Below are 17180 nucleotides of genomic sequence, written 5' to 3' on the forward strand. Positions count from 1 at the left end.
CTGACCCGGAAAAGCAAAAGGTTCTCCGCTTCGCAATGCAGAGACCTGCTAACTACCTGACTGAAATCGAAACCTATCTGGAAAAGGCTCTTGCAGAAGCCCTTGAAGAAGAAAAGACCGCATAACAGCAGACACCTGTAAGCCATCAACGAGCCCCCAGCCGCAAGTGCAGGGCGGAAAGCATCCGCGCCCTTGCGCCTGATAAAAATTGGAACTTTGATTTTCTCGCCCGACTTTGCTGCGGTGGGACGATCAAAGGAGCGTGCGTTTGAACAAAAAGAAAAAGTCCACAAATACTTCCCCTTACCCCGATGAAGTCATCGACCGTCTGGCACGGGCATTCTACCCAGCCATCCTTGCCTGCTGGAACAGCGAGGTAGGACAGCGGGAGTTTGCTGCATGGCAGGCGGAGCAGGCTCATCACACCACCAGCAAAGAAAAACAGAGCGTTCCCGACTGCTGGGTATCCGTAAAACAGTTTTCGAAAAATGACACGGCAACTGCCTGTCAGGATTGGTTACGGAGTACCCGGCTAGGCCGAGGAAGCATCAAGTCCCATGTCCGCACCGTCAAGGTGTTGGGTATGGGGCTTTTTGCATTTCAGGAACGTGTACATCTCTGGAAAGGTGTAACACACTAGACTTTGTACCAAAGTCGTGTGCCAAGGGTGCTGCGCCCCTTTGGAATCCCTGCTCACATCGCCTGTGGGCGATGTGGATTCGCCGGACAGAAAGCTCTCACAAAGGTGCACCGGGCTGTCTGCGGCGAGGAAAAGGCACTTCTGCGGAAGTGTAATAACCCACTATGACGCTTTCAGCCCTGCGGTCTGCAAAGTGTAGTGGGCTCTCCGAGGGGGAAACGGCTATATAGGGTGCGCTTCGGGCAAATCGCTGCGTACGTGCGTACCAATCTCTCGTACGCACGTACGCAGTAAAACGGCTAAAATCTCCTATATAGGGGTGTTCTTCTGGAAATCAATATGATATACTCAACTTAACCAACCATCAACTAATAGGAGGCGGTAATATTATGGGAAAAACTTTTGTGTGTAGCTTATGCCGTAATGGAATCATTGGCGGTGGTTTGTACATTGATGAACAGAGCATTACATATTCAACTCAAAAGCTCACAGTCAGTCCACTGTATCGCAACCTTGTATTGCCCATGAACGAGATAAGGGAGCTTTCATGGAGTCAGATGGTCGTTCCTGTTGCAGCAATTTCCATGAAAGATGGAGAATGTTATAAATTTATCATATATAACAAATCAGGATTTGAAAAGGCATATAAGCAATATAGCAACCACCAAGAATGAAATCACCTAGCAGGGTTTGGGGCAGGCACGCCCCAACAAGAAGCTGTCCCAAAAGGGCAAGAATTTTCAAGAATTGAAAATTTGTGGCCACGGGACGATTCTTGCTCTCACGAAAACCCATACTTTTTGAAAATCCGCTTTTCGCAGCCAAAGGAGGATGCACCATGAAAAAAGAGATCGAAGCCTTCGTCAACGCAGCCAACGAGCAGGAGTTGGAAGCCGCATGGAATAACCTCTCGGCAGAGGAACAGCGAGTTTTCGAGCAGCTCATGGAGGAAGAACCACCCGAAGATGCACTGGCATTTTTCGCACAGCTGTATGATGATGCCCCGAAAGAGCAGACCAGCGAGACTGTGAACATCTCCGAAAATGAAATCTATTTCAAGCGGAAGCCCTTGACCGAAGAGCAGAAGAAACACAGCTCTTATGTGGACGAGAACGGCAACCTCCATGTCAAGAACCTGTCCGCTTTCTGGATTCCAGAACTGACCACCACGGAGAAAGTCGGTCACACCACCTACACCGTGACCGGCAGCTATGAGGGCAAGGAGTCCTTTTTGAAGAAGCTGGAGCGCATTGTTGCCAAGAACGCCCAGCAAAAATTTGAAGATGAGGGTGCAGACGAATGACAACTGCGTCCAATTCTGCTATACTTGACCCGGTAACCAATCCTGTACCGACAGTTGCTCCACAGAGTAAGGAGGACACAACAATGTCTGGAGCAACGAATAAAATCACCGCACTTTACTGCCGACTGTCGCAAGAGGACGCACGGCTCGGCGAAAGCCTGTCCATTGAGAACCAGAAGGCTATTCTTCTGGAATACGCTAAGAAGAATCACTTTCCGAACCCGGTGTTCTTTGTGGACGATGGATATTCCGGCACGAACTACGACCGCCCCGGCTTTCAGAGTATGCTGGTCGAGATTGAAGCGGGGCGTGTAGGAATCGTTATCACGAAGGATTTGTCCCGACTGGGACGCAATTCTGCCTTGACAGGTCTGTACACAAACTTCACTTTTCCCCAGTATGGCGTTCGCTACATTGCCATTAACGACAACTACGACACCATTGACCCGAACAGCGTAAACAACGATTTTGCGGGCATTAAGAACTGGTTCAACGAGTTTTACGCCCGTGATACCAGCCGCAAGATTCGGGCTGTTCAGAAGGCCAAGGGAGAGCGTGGAGTACCGCTGACGGTCAATGTGCCGTACGGCTATGTGAAAGACCCGGAGAACCTGAAACATTGGCTTGTTGATCCAGAAGCGGCTGCAATCGTGAAGCGCATCTTCTCCATGTGCATGGAAGGCCGTGGCCCGACCCAAATTGCAAACCAACTGTGGGTGGACAAAGTTCTGACTCCCACCGCCTATAAGTTGAGCCATGGCCTGAGTACGAACTCACCCGCCCCGGAAGACCCTTATCGCTGGGATAAAAGAGCAGTAAGTTCGATTCTGGAACGCCTGGAGTACACTGGCTGCACAGTCAACTTTAAGACCTATACTAACTCTATCTGGGATAAAAAGAGACATCTGAATCCCGTGGAAAATCAGGCTATCTTCCCGGATACACATGAGCGCATTATTGACGATGATGTGTTTGAAAAGGTTCGGGAGATTCGTAGCCAGCGTCACCGCATGACCCGGACAGGCAAGAGCAGCATTTTCTCCGGTATGGTCTACTGCGCTGACTGCGGTTCCAAGATGCAATATGGTTCGTCCAATCACAGGGACTTCAGTCAAGACTTCTTTGATTGCTCTCTGCACAAGAAGAACGGGAGCAAGTGCAAGGGACACTTCATCCGGGTAAAGGTTTTGGAGGGCCGTGTGCTAAGCCATGTTCAGCGGGTGACGGACTACATCCTCTGTCATGAGGACTACTTCCGCAAGGTCATGGAGGAGCAGCTTCGGGTGGAAAGCACCGAAAAGCTGACTGTCCTGAAGAAGCAGCTTGCCCGGAATGAGAAGCGGATCGCAGACCTCAAACGGCTGTTCATGAAGATTTACGAGGACAATGTTAACGGAAAGCTTAGCGATGACCGCTTCGACATGATGAGTCAGAGCTACGATGCCGAACAGAAGCAGCTGGAAGAGGAAGTTCTCTCCATCCAGCAGGAAATTGAAGTACAGGAACAGCAGATCGAGAATATTGAAAAGTTCGTCCAGAAAGCGCACAAGTACGTTCATATTGAAGAACTCACCCCTTATGCTCTCCGTGAACTGGTGTCGGCCATCTATGTGGATGCCCCGGATAAGTCCAGCGGAAAGCGGGTGCAGCACATCCATATCAAGTACGATGGGCTGGGGTACATCCCTCTGGATGAACTGGAAGCAAAAGAAAAGGCGTGACCGAAGTCACGCCAAATCTTCCCCATTTCGGGAGCTTTTGCAAATACTGTTTTATGGGAACTCTGCTACGGGGAACGCCCTGCTGTACATATCGCTATCGCATGTGGTCTTTGGCAGGGTGCGTCCTATTCAGGGGCGCACCCTGTTTTTGAGCAAATCAATTTCTACATTCTTAGATAATCCATTTTAGTTATAGCAGTCTAAATTGTTACTTTTCAAAAGAACTTCTATCCATCTTTTTCATAAATGAACTGCATGCCCCTTTCCAACCATATTCATATCCAGCTTTGAAAACCTCGCGATTATATGCATCCCAGCCTCCGTAATTTTTGATTTGCTTCAATTGTGCGGCTCCACCGCCGATTCGTTTTCCGTTTTTTCCATATACTATCAAATTCTTTTGTGCCATAAAAAAGCTCCTTTCTGAGAGATATATTACGAACATCTTCATTTTACAGCATGTTGTAAAAATTTGCGAGGAATGAGTTTTGCAAAAAAATTACTCGGCCAACAAATCATAGTATTCTTGCAGGAATTCAGAGTATATCTCGCATACAGCATTCACACCGTCAGAAAGTGAATAAAAGAGATACGATTTCAACAGCAGCGTATAGAGCTTTTCTTCAAATAAAAACTTTGAAACATACGCTTTGGATAAACCCGTTTCACGAAAATACCCACGATTGATTTTTTCTCGAAGAAAAATGTATTGCTTTTTCAACCGAAATTGTGGAAAAGAATCCAGTGAGAATGTTGGTGAACAGGCACTAACGTCCGATAGATATTCTGAAACAATAGATGCAGCTTGCTTTCGTGCATAACAAACATGGCTGAGATAGATTTCTCGAAAATAGACTTTCAGATCCATCAAGCACATGGAATTGCAACTTCGACCACCGTATGAAGAAAAAACATCAATAAATTTTTGTGTGTTTAAAAGCTTTCTTCCATAATTGTTGACGTGTTTTCCTTCTGTAATGATTGATTCAATAGTTTGAAGTTCTGTAGGTTGTATGAGTCGCTTGGACGAAATGTATTTTGATGGAATTTCGCCAAAAAAATCCGGTCGATTTTTCATTTCTTCCACCAGAAGCTGCTTGATATGGATTTCTTCTTCAAAACGGCTGCGATGCGTTAAAAAATCGCTAAAGCCACCAGAAACAAGCTCTGCCGTCAACTTAATTGGATTAATTTTCCATTTTTGATGTTGTTGTTCCAATTTCTTATCCATGACTTTATCTAAATCATCTGCTTTTATGCATAGCTGAGAAATAATGGCAAGTGCTTTTTCTTTTTTATTAACTACAATATGATATACTAGGAACTGTAATAATGCATTCGCAACATAATCAATATAGCTCCTTAATCGTTCAAATCCTGCTAACCCTACTCCCATAATCAACAATTTATCATCTTCCTCTTGATAGCATCGTAAAATACTCGAATTAATTCTCATAAGATTCAAAAGAAGAGAACGGCTGTCTTCAGTCAATCGAATCTGAAATCGTGTATCGAGAACCCATTGGTCCAGACTTAAAAGGTTCTCACGAATTTCTCGAAGTTCGCTATCGCCCGAAAAAACATTATTTAACGACGGACAAGCAAATTCTAAAAAAGATCTATCTGCATCGATTTTTGTCATATTGGATATAATTTGTCTTCCTGCCACCGGCGAAGTCCGGAGATGATGCATTAGTTTTAATTGTTGATCTACTGGCATATAATCAAATGGTAAGTTTTTATAAACCGATTTATTATCATGAAGTTTATTTAGCAATATAACCAATTGCTTTTTCAAGTTAGACAAATCATCCGCTTCTACATTAGGCTCGTAGCGTTTTATATATTGATATACAAGTTTATCCATAGTGCCTGATCAACTCCTTCGATTTGCATATACAATCATCGGTCAATCTATGATTTCGGATTTTATCTTCCACGGACACCTGCATGGAACTTGTCGGGGCAAAGCCCCTCCATCTGCTAACGCAGACCGTTCCGTCGCTTAAAAGCCCCACTGGGGCTTTCATTGCTTCGCAAACGCTAATTTTCCGAAGAAAACAAATAATCCGAACCCATCTCCTATCGGAAACAAGTTCGGATTATTTTTGTTTGGTCCGAGTGGCGAGAATCGAACTCACGGCCTCTTGAACCCCATTCAAGCGCGCTACCAAAACTGCGCTACACCCGGATATCTGCAAGCGGTTATCGCTCATAGCTCAATTAGTATACTTGATTCAGGGTGTTTTGTCAAGCTTTTTCTGCCAAGTTTTTGCAAATAAATTTTCAAAACTCCGGCTCGTTTTCCTGCAGCGGCTGATCCCTTGCGGGAAACATTTCAAATTCAACAGTGGCAAGTGCAATTGCAAACACACTCTCGGCACCGGCTGCCAGCAGCGCCTGTGTGCAGGCTGCTGCCGTGGCACCGGTGGTGATCACATCGTCTACCAAAAGCACCTTTCTGCCCTCCACAAGTTCCGTGTCCGTCACCCGGAAGGCACCCGCCACATTGGCAAGGCGCTGCTCAAAGGGCAGGCCCGCCTGATGCCGCTTTGCACGAGTGCGGCCCAGTGCTTTCGGGTACAGCGGTATCCCCAGTGCGCGGGCCAGCGGCACCGCCATGAGCTGCGGCACATTGTAGCCGCGTGCTCTGCCGGATGCCGGCACGGGAACGATGCAGTCGTACCCAAGGGACATGCCTTCCACAAGCTCCGGCACCGGTTCTGCACCGGCCATATGCATCTCGCTGCCAAAGGCCAGCTTTGCCAGCCAGAGGCCCAGCTCCACCGCCGCCCACGGTGCAGCATGGTATTTTGTATGCAGGATGCCGCGCCGCACACAGCCCTCATACCGGAACGGTGCTGCTGCACCGGTCAGTTTCCCTAAATAATGCTGAGAAGCGTCCAGCCGCATTCCCGGCTTCCTGCGCAGCTCTTCCAGCTCCGCGGCACAATCCGGGCAGACAGGCACACTGCCCAGCACCCGATCACAAAACGGGCAGCGGCGTGGGTACACCAACTGCCTTGCCCCGCGCAGAATGCGGCGCGGGACGCTGTAATAATCCATCAGTCCTTTTTGACGGCCACGATCACACGCACGCGCTTGCCCGCAGCACAGCCAAAGTTATCGTACCAGCCGGTCAGGTAGTAGCCCTCCGAGTTGACCTCGGTCAGCTTGGTGGCGTAGTACTGACCCTTGTACCACAGATACACCTGTGCGTCGTCCGCCATCTCAAAGCGGGTGCCGTTGCTCATGACCGACGCTGCACCCACCTGATCGATTTTCATGGGCATGAGCTGGACCATCGTCCGCACGCTGCCGGTCGTCTCTCTGCGGGCTGCAACACCACCTACCAGCACCGGATATTTGACGTTGGTGGTGAAAGCTACCTGCGAACCATTGACATAGCACACATAGGTAGCGCCGCCGCCAATATAGCGGAAGATGGACGCATACGGTTCGCCTACAAGGTTGCCCACCTGCCGCAGACCAAGGCTGAGCAGGCTATCCGTGTTGGCTGTGATCTTCTGCCACAGAGTGGAGAGGATGTCGCCGTTGATCACACCCCACAGCACTTCGCTGGTGGTGGGCACCAGAACATCCTTCAGGTCGTCCACGATCTTATCCTGCGTATCCGTGCTGTCGCTCTTGCCGGTGGAAATGATCTTGGCCAGCGTCTGCAGTTCCGAGTAGTTGACTGCCACATTCTTGATATCATCCAGCACGCCGTAGGTCCACAGGTCGCCGGTGACATCATTCAGGATCAGGCGGTCGATCTCGCCCTTCTCATTCAGCGTATAGTAGCGGACGTTCAGAAGATTCAGGTCTGTCCCCGCTAGGCGGCTGGGACGAACCGTCCCAGCCACACCCTCCGCAGTTGTATCCAGAATCTGTACATCGTCGGCAAGGGCATAGCTGCCCAGTGCCGTTGCATCTGTATTGACCTTGCCGGTAACGACCTTGTTCTCGATGCCGCTCACGGACTCGCCTTCCGGCGTTACGCGGATCTCTACCAGCCAGCCCTTGGGGTAGTTCAGGCTTTTGTCCACATTCACAGTGCGCTGAACACCATCGGTGCACATGACAGCCACGCGCTGCAGCACATCCGCGCCGTTATCTTCCACAAGGCTGCGGGCTGCGCCCTGCACCACGCCGTAGAACACCTCGTCGGCCTCTGCGCCGGTAATAACATCCGCCGCCTCATTGTTCATGCCCAGCAGCAGAGTGACCACTTCGCCCACGCCGCCGCCGTTCAGGCTGGACACCTTGGAAGCCACTGCTGTGCTGCCCAGCTGATAGCTGGTGCCCGCCACGGTAACGGCCGTGGGTGCGCTGGCGCTGGGCGAAACGGCAGTGATGCGGCCTGCTGCTTTGCGGGTGTAGATCCATACAGTCTGCAGACTTTCGCTGTAATAATACACATCGTAGCGGTTCAGCTCTGCAGAAGCCGAGACCTTATCGTTGCGGTAGATGCTCACCGGCGTAAAAGGCAGCTGGGTGCCTTCCGCTGCCACAAAGGGTCCCTTCAGGCTCTTGAGCATTACCGTGGAGGTGTCCACCTGACCGTTCGAAACCGTAAAGCCCAGGCTGGTACCATAGGCGCTGCCAGAGGCGGTGTTTGCCGTGAGGGTGTTATACAACAGCAAAGCACAATCCTCATAGTTCATGGCCTCGCTCTGGCTGCGGTTCAGCTGGTTACGCAGGCCCAGTTCCTGCGCCTTGTTCAGCTGTGCCGTCGGGAACACGCCGTTGAGGTCGGTCATTTTATAGCCCAGCAGCTTGAGCGCTGCGGTGCAGGCTTCTTCCAGCGTGACCGTATTATCCGGGCGGAATGTACCATCAGTATAGCCGTTTATCCAGCCCTGCTGCACCGCAATGCGCACATAGGGTGCCCACTGAGAGCTGCCGGGCACATCCTTATACAGTGTGCCCAGATTGCCCTGCTGGCTGGCGCTTTCGCGGTAGGCCGAAAAGGAGACCAGCATCTTGGCAAATGCACCGCGGGTGACGGCAGCATCCAGACTGCCGGTCTGGCTGGTATCCATAGCGCCCAGTGTAATGGCCGTCTGGATGGCCGAGTTGTTCAGGCTGGCCGCCGATGCCGGAAGCACCAGCACGGACACAGCCAGGCATGCTGCAAGCAGACATGCGAAAAGACGTTTTTTCATAGGTATATTCCCCTTCCTTGGTGTTTTGCAGTCCGGCGCAACGCCGGCAGAGAAGAGTTCAGTCATAGCGCAATGCTTCAATGGGGTTGAGCCGCGCTGCGCGCTTTGCGGGCAGGTAGCCGAACAGCACGCCAATCCCCACCGAGATGCCAAAGGCCACTGCGATGGAATTGAAGGACGGGCTGACCGTGACCGTTGTGCCGCTGGTGAACATGGGCAGCACCTTGTTTGCTCCCATGGATACGATGTAGCCCAGTGCAATGCCCAGTGCGCCGCCGAGGGCCGAGGTGGTGGCTGCTTCCACCACGAACTGCGACAGAATGGTGCGTTCCTTGGCACCCAGTGCCTTGCGAATGCCGATCTCGCGGGTGCGCTCAGTCACCGACACCAACATGATGTTCATGATGCCAATGCCGCCCACCAGCAGCGAAATGCTGGCAATGCCGGTCAGGATCACAATGACCATGTTGATCATGTTGTTCATTTCCTCCAGCCACTCGCTGGCGCTATAGACATAGTAGCCGTTATCCGAGCCAAGCAGGCGCTGCAGTTCGCTTTCCACCGCAGACTTTGCTTCGTTGGCGCGGCTCTCATCCTCCATGACCGCGGCATAGTTGTTCACCGTGCTCTGGCTGGAAAGGCGCATGGCCGTGGTATAGGGCAGGTAAACGCAGTCGTCATCGCTGCCCTGCTGCATGTCCGGATCGCTGACTTTGGCCGCCAGCACGCCCACGATGCGGAACTTGTTGGCACCGATCTTGAGCGTCTGGCCAAGGCCGTTGCCACCAAAGGCCACACGGTTGAGGTAATCGCCGATGACACACACATGCTTGTTATCCTTCATATCCATGTACTGCAGGCCGCGTCCCTGCGCGATCTGGTAATTTTTCATGGCGGAATAGTTCTCGTCCACGCCGCTGATGTTGGACCAGCGGTAGCTGGTAGTGCCGATCTTCAGCGTGCCGCTGCCGCTGAAATCGATCTGCGGCGAAATGGACTGGATCAGCTCCGGGTACTCCGTGGGCAGCTTGTACATTTCCTCCACCGAAACGGTGCGGGAGCCGTTGCCCCACACCTGCACCGAAAGGGTGTTGGTACCCAGTGCCGAAAAGCTGTCGCGCATGCTTTTGGTCATGCCGTTGCCCAAGCCCACGATGACGATGACTGCCATAACGCCGATGATGATGCCCAGCATGGTAAGGAAGGTGCGCAGTTTGTTGCTCCACACGTTCTGGATGGCCTGACGGAAGGTTTCAATAATCATGCTTTCTCCTCCTCATCCGGCGTTTCCGGCAGCAGCGTGGGCTGCACCACGGCTTCCGGTGCATGGGCATCGCCATCGTAGACCACCCGCCCGTCCTCCAGACGGATGATGCGGTCTGCCTGCACCGCAATGGAATTATCGTGGGTGATGAGCACCACGGTGTGGCCCTCATCGTGCATCTGCTGCAGCATTCCCAGCACTTCGCGGCCGGTGTGGCTGTCCAGTGCGCCGGTAGGCTCGTCGGCCAGAATGACCGCCGGGTTCCGCACCAGCGCCCGAGCGATGGAAACACGTTGCTGCTGGCCGCCGGAAAGCTGGTTTGGGCGGTTCCTGAGCTTATCGCCCAGACCCACCTGCTCCAGCACCTCTTTGGCCCGGGCGTGGCGCTCGGCGCGGCCGATGCCCGCATACACCAGCGGTACCTCCACGTTCTCCATCAGGTTGAGCCTTGGCAAAAGGTTGTACTGCTGGAAGATGAAACCCAGCATCTCGTTGCGGACGGATGCCAGCTCGTTGCGGCTCATCCGGCCAACGTCTTTTCCGTTCAGGCGGTAGGTGCCGTGGGTGGGCACATCCAGACATCCGATGATGTTCATGCAGGTGGATTTGCCGGAGCCGGACTGGCCCACGATGGCCACGAACTCGCCTTTTTCGATTTTCATGGTGATGTGGTCTGCAGCCTTTACCGTGGTGTCACCCATCTGGTAATACTTGCACACCTCATCAAACTCGATCAGAGCGCTCATGCATTCCTCCTGTGTCAGCCCAGATAGACCACGCCGTCTGCCTGAGACGGATTCACGTCATCCCCTGCGGAGCCCTGCTTTTCCTCGGCTTCCACAGGCTCTTCCGCCGGTACGGTCCCGTTTTCCGGTTCTGCTTCATCGACCATGCTGTTCGCAGCATCGGCGCCTTCCTCGCCCTCGGTGCCCTCTGCATCCGCCTCGTAATAGCCGCCGTCGTCATAGTACGTATCGGTACTTGCTGCGGCAGAGTCGTAAGCCACCGTGTCATTGCCGGTCAGCCCGCTGACGATCTGGGTGTAGTTGTCATCGCTGACGCCGGTCTTGACCGGCACATACACATAGCCGTCCGGCGCGATCATGCCCGGGTCTGCGTTGACTGCGCTGGGGGAGTCCTGCGTGACCAGCACATAGCCGCCGCGCACGATGGCAGCGTTGGGCACGGTAAGGGTATTCTTTGCCTGTGCCACCACGATCTCAGCATTGGCGTTCATGCCCGGGCGCAGGCCATCGGTCTCATCAATGCGCACCTTGACCGGGTAGGTGGTGGTGCCGCCGTTGGAGGTACCCTTCATGGAAACACGGGTCACAACGCCGGTATAGGTCTTGTCCGGCACGGCATCCGCCGTGACCTGCACGCTCTGACCCACCGACAGGCTGCTGACCTGCAGCTCGTCCACGTTCAGGGTCATCTCCAGATAGCTCAGGTCAAAGATCGTGCACAGGTCCGAGCCGGCGGACAGCGCGTCCCCGGCCTTGGCATTCTTTTCAATAATGGTGCCGCTGATGGGCGAGGTGATGGTGTAGTTGTTCATGGCCTCCTGCAGATTGTCCATGTTCAGCTCGGCGCTGCGCAGGCTCTCGGCGGCAGACTGGATGGCCTCGGTCAGGTCCTCGCCGCTGATCTGCAGCACGATATCGTCCTTGTTCACGGCTCCGCCTTCCGGCACATTGATGGCCGTCACGGTACCGGCGGCAAGGGCAGTCAGGGTGCGCTCCGCCTGATACTCAAAGCACTTGGCGGCAATGCAGTTCACGCCATTGATGGTTGCCGTTGCTGCCTGCGCAGTGGTCAGGCCGCCTGCATTGCGCACAGCAATGGTCACGGTGCGGGTGAGCAGGTTGCCGGTGCTCAGGGCATCGGTGCCGGTCACAGCGGTCACGGTGCCAGTCAGCATTTCAAAGGTGCCGTCCAGCGTCACCTCTGCGCTCTGGCCCACCGAGAAGGTGGCGGCATCTGCTGCCGGGAACTCCAGCCGCAGCACCATTTTGGAGCTGTCACGGATGACCGCCACTTCCTGACCGCTGGTCACTTCGTCACCCTTGGCCACCTTGAGGGCACTCACAACACCTGCCACCTCGGCGCGGACATACTGGCGGTCTGCCGTCTTGTCGTAGCTGCGCTGTGCCTGCTGCAGAGCAATGGACGCCTGCTCCGCCTTGGTGGTGGCATCGGAGGAGTCCACCGTGTACAGCACGGTACCTTCCTCCACGATGTCCCCTTCCTCAAAGCTGCTGGTCAACACCTTGCCCGCTACCAGCGACTTAACATTATATGTATTGGCAGGGTTCAGAGTGCCGGTTCCGCTGAGGGTGTTGGACACATCCCGTTTGGACGGCGAGACCTGCACATAGTTGATGTCCGTATTGGCGTTCTGTGCCTTGTCCGGGCGCAGGATGAACCATCCGCCCAGCACGGCCACGCACACTACCGGCACCATCCATTTCCAGTTCTTGCGGAAAAAGGCTGCTGCTTTGCCGCCCTTCGCTGCGGGCTTTGCCTCACCCGCAGCCGTCTGCTGTACCGCAGCATCCTGCTTCTTTTTAAAGATCATGCTTGCTGTTTCCTCCTGTATCTTTCAGGGCATGCCCTGGTTTCGGTATCGGGCGCAGGCTTTGCAAAAGCGCGCGATAAAGAGTTTATTGTTAGTTTATCGCATTTTCGTCTATTACACAAGCGTCTAAATTTTGTTTTGACGCATTTGTGTCAAAGTTTTACCCAACTTTCACACCGTGCCCTCTTTTGCCTTCCAGACAAAACAAAAGAGACAGTGCCCCGCTCTTGCAGGGTACTGCCTCTTTTTTTGAAGCACGATCTTTATTCAGCTGTAGTTTCCACTACCACATACACCCCGGCAGGGACGCATGCAGCCCATGCGCCGTCCTTGTCCAGCCAGCCGAATTGCTCGCACACATGGTCCGGGCACTGACTGTCCAAAAACGCGATGGCACCATCCTTTACCTGCAGATGCACGACATAATTGCCCATATCATACAGGTAATCGTGGTCTGTATCCAGCGGCAGAGTCTCGGTGATGCCATCGCCAAAATCGACGGTGGCCTGCAGGCCGCTGCCCTTGCTGCTGTGTGCTGCGCGCACGCCGAAATACAGCGCTGCTGCCAGCACAAGGATCACTGCAGCAAAGATCAGGTTCTTCATCCATGGCTTCAGGCCTTTGGAGCCGGAAGCGTTTTCAGGTGCTTTGCGGGTACTCATGCAGCGTAGTCGCTGGCAGCCTTACCTGCAATGCGGCCAAACACGGTGAAGTCTGCAACAGCGTTGCCGCCCAGACGGTTTGCACCGTGCACACCGCCAGTGACCTCACCTGCTGCAAACAGGCCGGGGATCACAGTGCCGTCCTCCTTGAGGACTTCGGTGTTGGTGTTGATGGTCAGGCCGCCCATGGTGTGGTGCACACCGGCAGTGACCTTGATTGCATAGTACGGAGCAGTATCCAGCGGGTTTGCAAAGCTGGTGCGGCCAAAGTCGGGGTCATTCTTGGCCTCAACATAGCCGTTCCAAGTCTTCATGGTCTCGGCAAAAGCAGCCTCATCAACGCCCATTGCCTTGCCCAGCTCCTCGTAGGTCTCGCCGGTCACGGTGAAGCCCTTCTTGATGTAGCCCTGAATGACGCTGGAAGCATCGACCATAGCCTGATCGACCACCAGCCAGCTGTAGCTGCCGGTCTGAGCGATCTCAGCAGCAGAGACCACGTCACGGGTGCCCACTTCGTCGATGAAGCGCTTGCCCTCGGCGTTGATCAGCACAGCGCCGTCGCCGCGCAGACCCTCGGTGATCAGGGCAGCGGTGTTGGCCTCAACGGTGGGGTGGATCTGGATCTGGTCCATATCCACGGTGCCAGCGCCGATGGCGGTGGCCATCTCAATGCCCTGACCCTGAGCGCCGGCAGCGTTGGTGGTCATGAAGCCCTTCAGCTCAGGCTTGTACTCGACAACCATGTCCAGATTTGCGCCGAAGCCGCCGGTGGTCAGCACCACAGCCTTGGCGTTCACGGTGACGGTCTCGCCGGTAGAACCGGTGGCCTTGATGCCCACAGCAGCGCCGTTCGCATCGGTCAGGATCTCGTTGGCGGTGGTGTTCAGCAGAATCTGAACGCCAGCCTTCTCACAGTTCTCCTCCAGCAGGGGGATCATGTAGGAACCGACAGAAACGGTCTTGCCCTCTGCGTCCACAGGGCGATGGATGCGCTTGACGGATGCACCGCCAAAGCTGGAAACGCTGTGCAGGGTGATGCCGTGCTCGTCCAGCCAGTCGATGGCATCAGCAGAGTTGGAGCACAGGGTCTCCACCAGAGCAGGGTCGTTGATGCCCTTGCCGCCGATCATGGTGTCCAGCTCCATCAGTTCAACAGAGTCGAAGTAGCCGGTGGGGTTCTTCTGGTACTCTGCCCACTGCTCAGAGACGGTCTTTGCCAGAGCGGTGATGGTCTCGTTGTCAGCGTACTTTTCAGCAGCGGTCTTCAGGGTCTTTTCGACACCGGCAGACTCGCCGAACTCGTTCTCATCCTGATACACGGTCTTGCCGGCGTTCATGCCGCCGGTAGCGCGCACAGAGTTGCCGCCCACCATGGCCTGGCTCTCCACGATCACAACGCTCTTGCCCTCGGCAGCAGCGGTGATGGCAGCGGTCATGCCTGCGCCGCCTGCACCCACGATGACAACGTCAGCGTCAACGGTGGAATCCTCGGCCTTGGTCTCGTCGGCCTTGACCTCGATCTTATAGTCGTCGGCGTTCAGGCCGGCGGCAGTCAGGGCAGCGGCTGCTGCCTCCTTGATGGCGTTGGAGGTGATGGTCGCGGTGGACACGCCGTCCACGGCGATGCTGCCGGTCTCAGCGATCTGAGCGGGCAGCTGCTCCAGTGCCAGCGTACCGATGCCGGGGGTCTCGTCCTTACCCTCAGCGGTGCAGCCGGTGATCTTGCCGTCTTCCAGCGTCAGGGTAACGGTAACGTCGCCGCCCATACCCTTGGCAGTGCCGGTGAAATCGCCGGACACGCCGCCTGCGGTGGAAGCGGACTTGCTGCCGCAGCCGTAGCCCAGCAGACTGACACCCACAACAACCGCCATGGCCAGCGCAGCCACGCTCTTGCGGATCTGATTCTTTTTCATTGTTTCTTCCTTCTCATATTCGGGTTGCTTGTGTTCGGACATCTATCAGCAAAAAAGGGGGAGCTGCTCATTCGGAAAGCAGCTTCCCCTCGCTGAAACTTAGAAAAGACTTAGGCGTTAGCCTGAGCTGCAGCAACAGCGCATGCGACGGTAGCGCCGACCATGGGGTTGTTGCCCATACCGATCAGGCCCATCATCTCAACGTGTGCAGGCACAGAAGAAGAACCTGCAAACTGAGCATCGCCGTGCACACGACCCAGAGAGTCGGTCAGGCCGTAGCTTGCGGGGCCTGCAGCCACGTTATCGGGATGCAGGGTACGGCCCGTGCCGCCGCCGGAAGCGACAGAGAAGTACTTCTTGCCGTTCTCGATGGCCCACTTCTTGTAGGTGCCGGCAACCAGATGCTGGAAGCGGACGGGGTTGGTGGAGTTGCCGGTGATGGAGCACTGAACGTCCTCCTTCTTCATGATGGCAACGCCTTCCATAACGTCGTTTGCACCGTAGCACTTGACGGCTGCGCGCTCGCCCTCAGAGAAGGGGATCTCCTTGACGACGGTCAGGGTCTGAGTGGGGATGTCGTACTCAGTCTGAACATAGGTGAAGCCGTTGATACGGGAAATGATGTAAGCTGCATCCTTGCCCAGGCCGTTCAGGATGACGCGCAGGGGGGTCTTGCGGACCTTGTTTGCGGTGCGGGCGATGCCGATAGCACCCTCAGCAGCTGCAAAGGACTCGTGGCCTGCCAGGAAAGCGAAGCAGGTGGTGTCCTCGCTCAGCAGACGAGCGCCCAGATTGCCGTGGCCCAGACCAACCTGACGCTGCTCAGCGACAGAGCCGGGGATGGTGAAAGCTTCCAGACCTTCGCCGATGGCAGCAGCGCACTCGGCAGCATCGGTCAGGCCGCGCTTGACGGCGATGGCGGTGCCCAGGGTGTATGCCCAGACAGCGTTATCAAAGCAGATGGGCTGAACGCCGCGCACGATCTTGTCGCAGTCGATGCCCTTAGCGAGGAGCATCTCGTTGCAAGCGTCCAGAGACTCCAGGCCGTTAGCCTTCAGGCATGCCTCGATTTTCGGCATGCGGCGATCCATAGATTCAAAAGTTGCCATGAGTTGTTCCTCCTCTCTTATTCCTCACGCGGGTCAATGTACTTCACAGCGCCCTGCTCCTTGCTGAAGCGGCCGTAAGTACCCACGTTCTTCTCGTAAGCCTCGTTGGGGGTCTTGCCGTGACGGATATCCTCCATCATCTTGCCCAGCTTGACGAACTGATAGCCGATGACCTCATCGTTGGCATCCACAGCCAGCTTGTTGATATAGCCCTCGGTCAGCTCCAGATAACGGACGCCCTTCTCCTTGGTGGAGAAGATGGTGCCGGTCATGGAGCGCAGGCCCTTGCCCAGGTCGTCCAGACCTGCGCCGATGGGCAGACCGTCCTCAGAGAAAGCGGTCTGGCTGCGGCCGTAGACGATCTGCAGGAACAGCTCGCGCATAGCAACGTTGATGGCATCGCACACCAGGTCGGTGTTCAGAGCTTCCAGAATGGTCTTGCCGGGCAGGATCTCGCCTGCCATAGCAGCAGAGTGGGTCATACCGGAGCAGCCGATGGTCTCCACCAGAGCCTCCTCGATGACACCGTTCTTGATGTTCAGGGACAGCTTGCAGGTACCCTGCTGAGGTGCGCACCAGCCCACACCGTGGGTGTAGCCGCTGATGTCCTTGATCTCATAGGCCTTGACCCATGCGCCCTCTTCGGGGATGGGAGCCGGACCATGCTTAGGACCTTTGGTGATCGGGCACATATTCTGTACTTGCTGCGAATAGGTCATAATCATACTCTCCTTTTGACAAATGTTGCTTTGCAGCACAAAGCCGCCGCCGCGCCCTGCCGGCACAGCCGCTGCCCTTTGCTGCTTGCATCTGACCGGGCGC

General features: G+C 54.7%; 15 protein-coding genes and 1 tRNA gene. 4 read left to right on the forward strand and 12 right to left on the reverse strand.

What is annotated here, in order from left to right:
• The first annotated feature begins 262 nt into the window (after window positions 1-262).
• From J3348_RS14305 to J3348_RS13565, 4 genes are all read left to right on the forward strand, one after another.
• A complete protein-coding gene (locus tag J3348_RS14305; RefSeq protein ID WP_347565392.1) occupies window positions 263-640 on the forward strand; it encodes a hypothetical protein in 378 nt (125 codons plus the stop codon).
• 389 nt (window positions 641-1029) lie between these two features.
• Window positions 1030-1314, forward strand: coding sequence for a hypothetical protein (locus J3348_RS13555; protein WP_015538118.1), 285 nt, complete (start codon window positions 1030-1032; stop codon window positions 1312-1314).
• Between the two features lie 164 nt (window positions 1315-1478).
• Window positions 1479-1943, forward strand: a complete 465-nt coding sequence (locus J3348_RS13560; RefSeq protein ID WP_112120869.1) for a hypothetical protein — start codon at window positions 1479-1481, stop codon at window positions 1941-1943.
• Window positions 1944-2026: 83 nt separating this feature from the next.
• Window positions 2027-3664, forward strand: a complete 1638-nt coding sequence (locus tag J3348_RS13565; protein ID WP_227612070.1) for a recombinase family protein — start codon at window positions 2027-2029, stop codon at window positions 3662-3664.
• Between the two features lie 208 nt (window positions 3665-3872).
• Here the strand turns inward: J3348_RS13565 and J3348_RS13570 are convergent, their stop codons facing one another.
• From J3348_RS13570 to J3348_RS13625, 12 genes are all read right to left on the reverse strand, one after another.
• Entirely contained in the window at window positions 3873-4073 is a 201-nt protein-coding gene (locus J3348_RS13570; protein ID WP_044953554.1) for a hypothetical protein, read from the reverse strand.
• A gap of 90 nt (window positions 4074-4163) precedes the next feature.
• Entirely contained in the window at window positions 4164-5531 is a 1368-nt protein-coding gene (locus tag J3348_RS13575; protein WP_005940905.1) for a hypothetical protein, read from the reverse strand.
• Between the two features lie 246 nt (window positions 5532-5777).
• Window positions 5778-5855: transfer RNA gene (locus J3348_RS13580), tRNA-Pro, on the reverse strand.
• Window positions 5856-5950: 95 nt separating this feature from the next.
• Complete coding sequence (locus J3348_RS13585; RefSeq protein ID WP_207699161.1) at window positions 5951-6730, reverse strand: phosphoribosyltransferase family protein; 780 nt, start codon at window positions 6728-6730, stop codon at window positions 5951-5953.
• Complete coding sequence (locus tag J3348_RS13590) at window positions 6730-8832, reverse strand: S-layer homology domain-containing protein (RefSeq protein ID WP_207699162.1); 2103 nt, start codon at window positions 8830-8832, stop codon at window positions 6730-6732. The genes J3348_RS13585 and J3348_RS13590 overlap by 1 nt, the downstream gene beginning before the upstream one ends.
• 58 nt (window positions 8833-8890) lie before the next feature.
• A complete protein-coding gene (locus J3348_RS13595; protein ID WP_005940518.1) occupies window positions 8891-10096 on the reverse strand; it encodes an ABC transporter permease in 1206 nt (401 codons plus the stop codon).
• Window positions 10093-10842, reverse strand: coding sequence for an ABC transporter ATP-binding protein (locus J3348_RS13600; RefSeq protein ID WP_097774684.1), 750 nt, complete (start codon window positions 10840-10842; stop codon window positions 10093-10095). The genes J3348_RS13595 and J3348_RS13600 overlap by 4 nt, the downstream gene beginning before the upstream one ends.
• 14 nt (window positions 10843-10856) lie before the next feature.
• The gene (locus J3348_RS13605; protein ID WP_207699163.1) at window positions 10857-12674 is read right to left on the reverse strand and encodes an HlyD family efflux transporter periplasmic adaptor subunit; all 1818 of its coding nucleotides are present in this window, start codon (window positions 12672-12674) and stop codon (window positions 10857-10859) included.
• A gap of 263 nt (window positions 12675-12937) precedes the next feature.
• A complete protein-coding gene (locus tag J3348_RS13610; RefSeq protein ID WP_207699164.1) occupies window positions 12938-13336 on the reverse strand; it encodes a NusG domain II-containing protein in 399 nt (132 codons plus the stop codon).
• Complete coding sequence (locus J3348_RS13615; RefSeq protein WP_207699165.1) at window positions 13333-15249, reverse strand: flavocytochrome c; 1917 nt, start codon at window positions 15247-15249, stop codon at window positions 13333-13335. The genes J3348_RS13610 and J3348_RS13615 overlap by 4 nt, the downstream gene beginning before the upstream one ends.
• 110 nt (window positions 15250-15359) lie before the next feature.
• Window positions 15360-16358: a GGGtGRT protein gene (locus J3348_RS13620; RefSeq protein WP_005935035.1), complete on the reverse strand. Its 999-nt coding sequence runs from the start codon at window positions 16356-16358 to the stop codon at window positions 15360-15362.
• Between the two features lie 17 nt (window positions 16359-16375).
• Entirely contained in the window at window positions 16376-17077 is a 702-nt protein-coding gene (locus J3348_RS13625) for a hypothetical protein (RefSeq protein WP_015537775.1), read from the reverse strand.
• Window positions 17078-17180: the final 103 nt, after the last annotated feature.

This window comes from Faecalibacterium sp. Marseille-Q4896, from assembly GCF_017377615.1.
GTDB lineage: Bacteria > Bacillota > Clostridia > Oscillospirales > Ruminococcaceae > Faecalibacterium > Faecalibacterium taiwanense.

Bases quoted from the DNA above. Each gene is read 5' to 3' on its own strand.
- J3348_RS13555 (WP_015538118.1), top strand. From the start codon at position 1,030: ATGGGAAAAACTTTTGTGTGTAGCTTATGCCGTAATGGAATCATTGGC.
- J3348_RS13560 (WP_112120869.1), top strand. From the start codon at position 1,479: ATGAAAAAAGAGATCGAAGCCTTCGTCAACGCAGCCAACGAGCAGGAG.
- J3348_RS13565 (WP_227612070.1), top strand. From the start codon at position 2,027: ATGTCTGGAGCAACGAATAAAATCACCGCACTTTACTGCCGACTGTCG.
- J3348_RS13570 (WP_044953554.1), bottom strand. From the start codon at position 4,073: ATGGCACAAAAGAATTTGATAGTATATGGAAAAAACGGAAAACGAATC.
- J3348_RS13575 (WP_005940905.1), bottom strand. From the start codon at position 5,531: ATGGATAAACTTGTATATCAATATATAAAACGCTACGAGCCTAATGTA.
- J3348_RS13585 (WP_207699161.1), bottom strand. From the start codon at position 6,730: ATGGATTATTACAGCGTCCCGCGCCGCATTCTGCGCGGGGCAAGGCAG.
- J3348_RS13590 (WP_207699162.1), bottom strand. From the start codon at position 8,832: ATGAAAAAACGTCTTTTCGCATGTCTGCTTGCAGCATGCCTGGCTGTG.
- J3348_RS13595 (WP_005940518.1), bottom strand. From the start codon at position 10,096: ATGATTATTGAAACCTTCCGTCAGGCCATCCAGAACGTGTGGAGCAAC.
- J3348_RS13600 (WP_097774684.1), bottom strand. From the start codon at position 10,842: ATGAGCGCTCTGATCGAGTTTGATGAGGTGTGCAAGTATTACCAGATG.
- J3348_RS13605 (WP_207699163.1), bottom strand. From the start codon at position 12,674: ATGATCTTTAAAAAGAAGCAGGATGCTGCGGTACAGCAGACGGCTGCG.
- J3348_RS13610 (WP_207699164.1), bottom strand. From the start codon at position 13,336: ATGAGTACCCGCAAAGCACCTGAAAACGCTTCCGGCTCCAAAGGCCTG.
- J3348_RS13615 (WP_207699165.1), bottom strand. From the start codon at position 15,249: ATGAAAAAGAATCAGATCCGCAAGAGCGTGGCTGCGCTGGCCATGGCG.
- J3348_RS13620 (WP_005935035.1), bottom strand. From the start codon at position 16,358: ATGGCAACTTTTGAATCTATGGATCGCCGCATGCCGAAAATCGAGGCA.
- J3348_RS13625 (WP_015537775.1), bottom strand. From the start codon at position 17,077: ATGACCTATTCGCAGCAAGTACAGAATATGTGCCCGATCACCAAAGGT.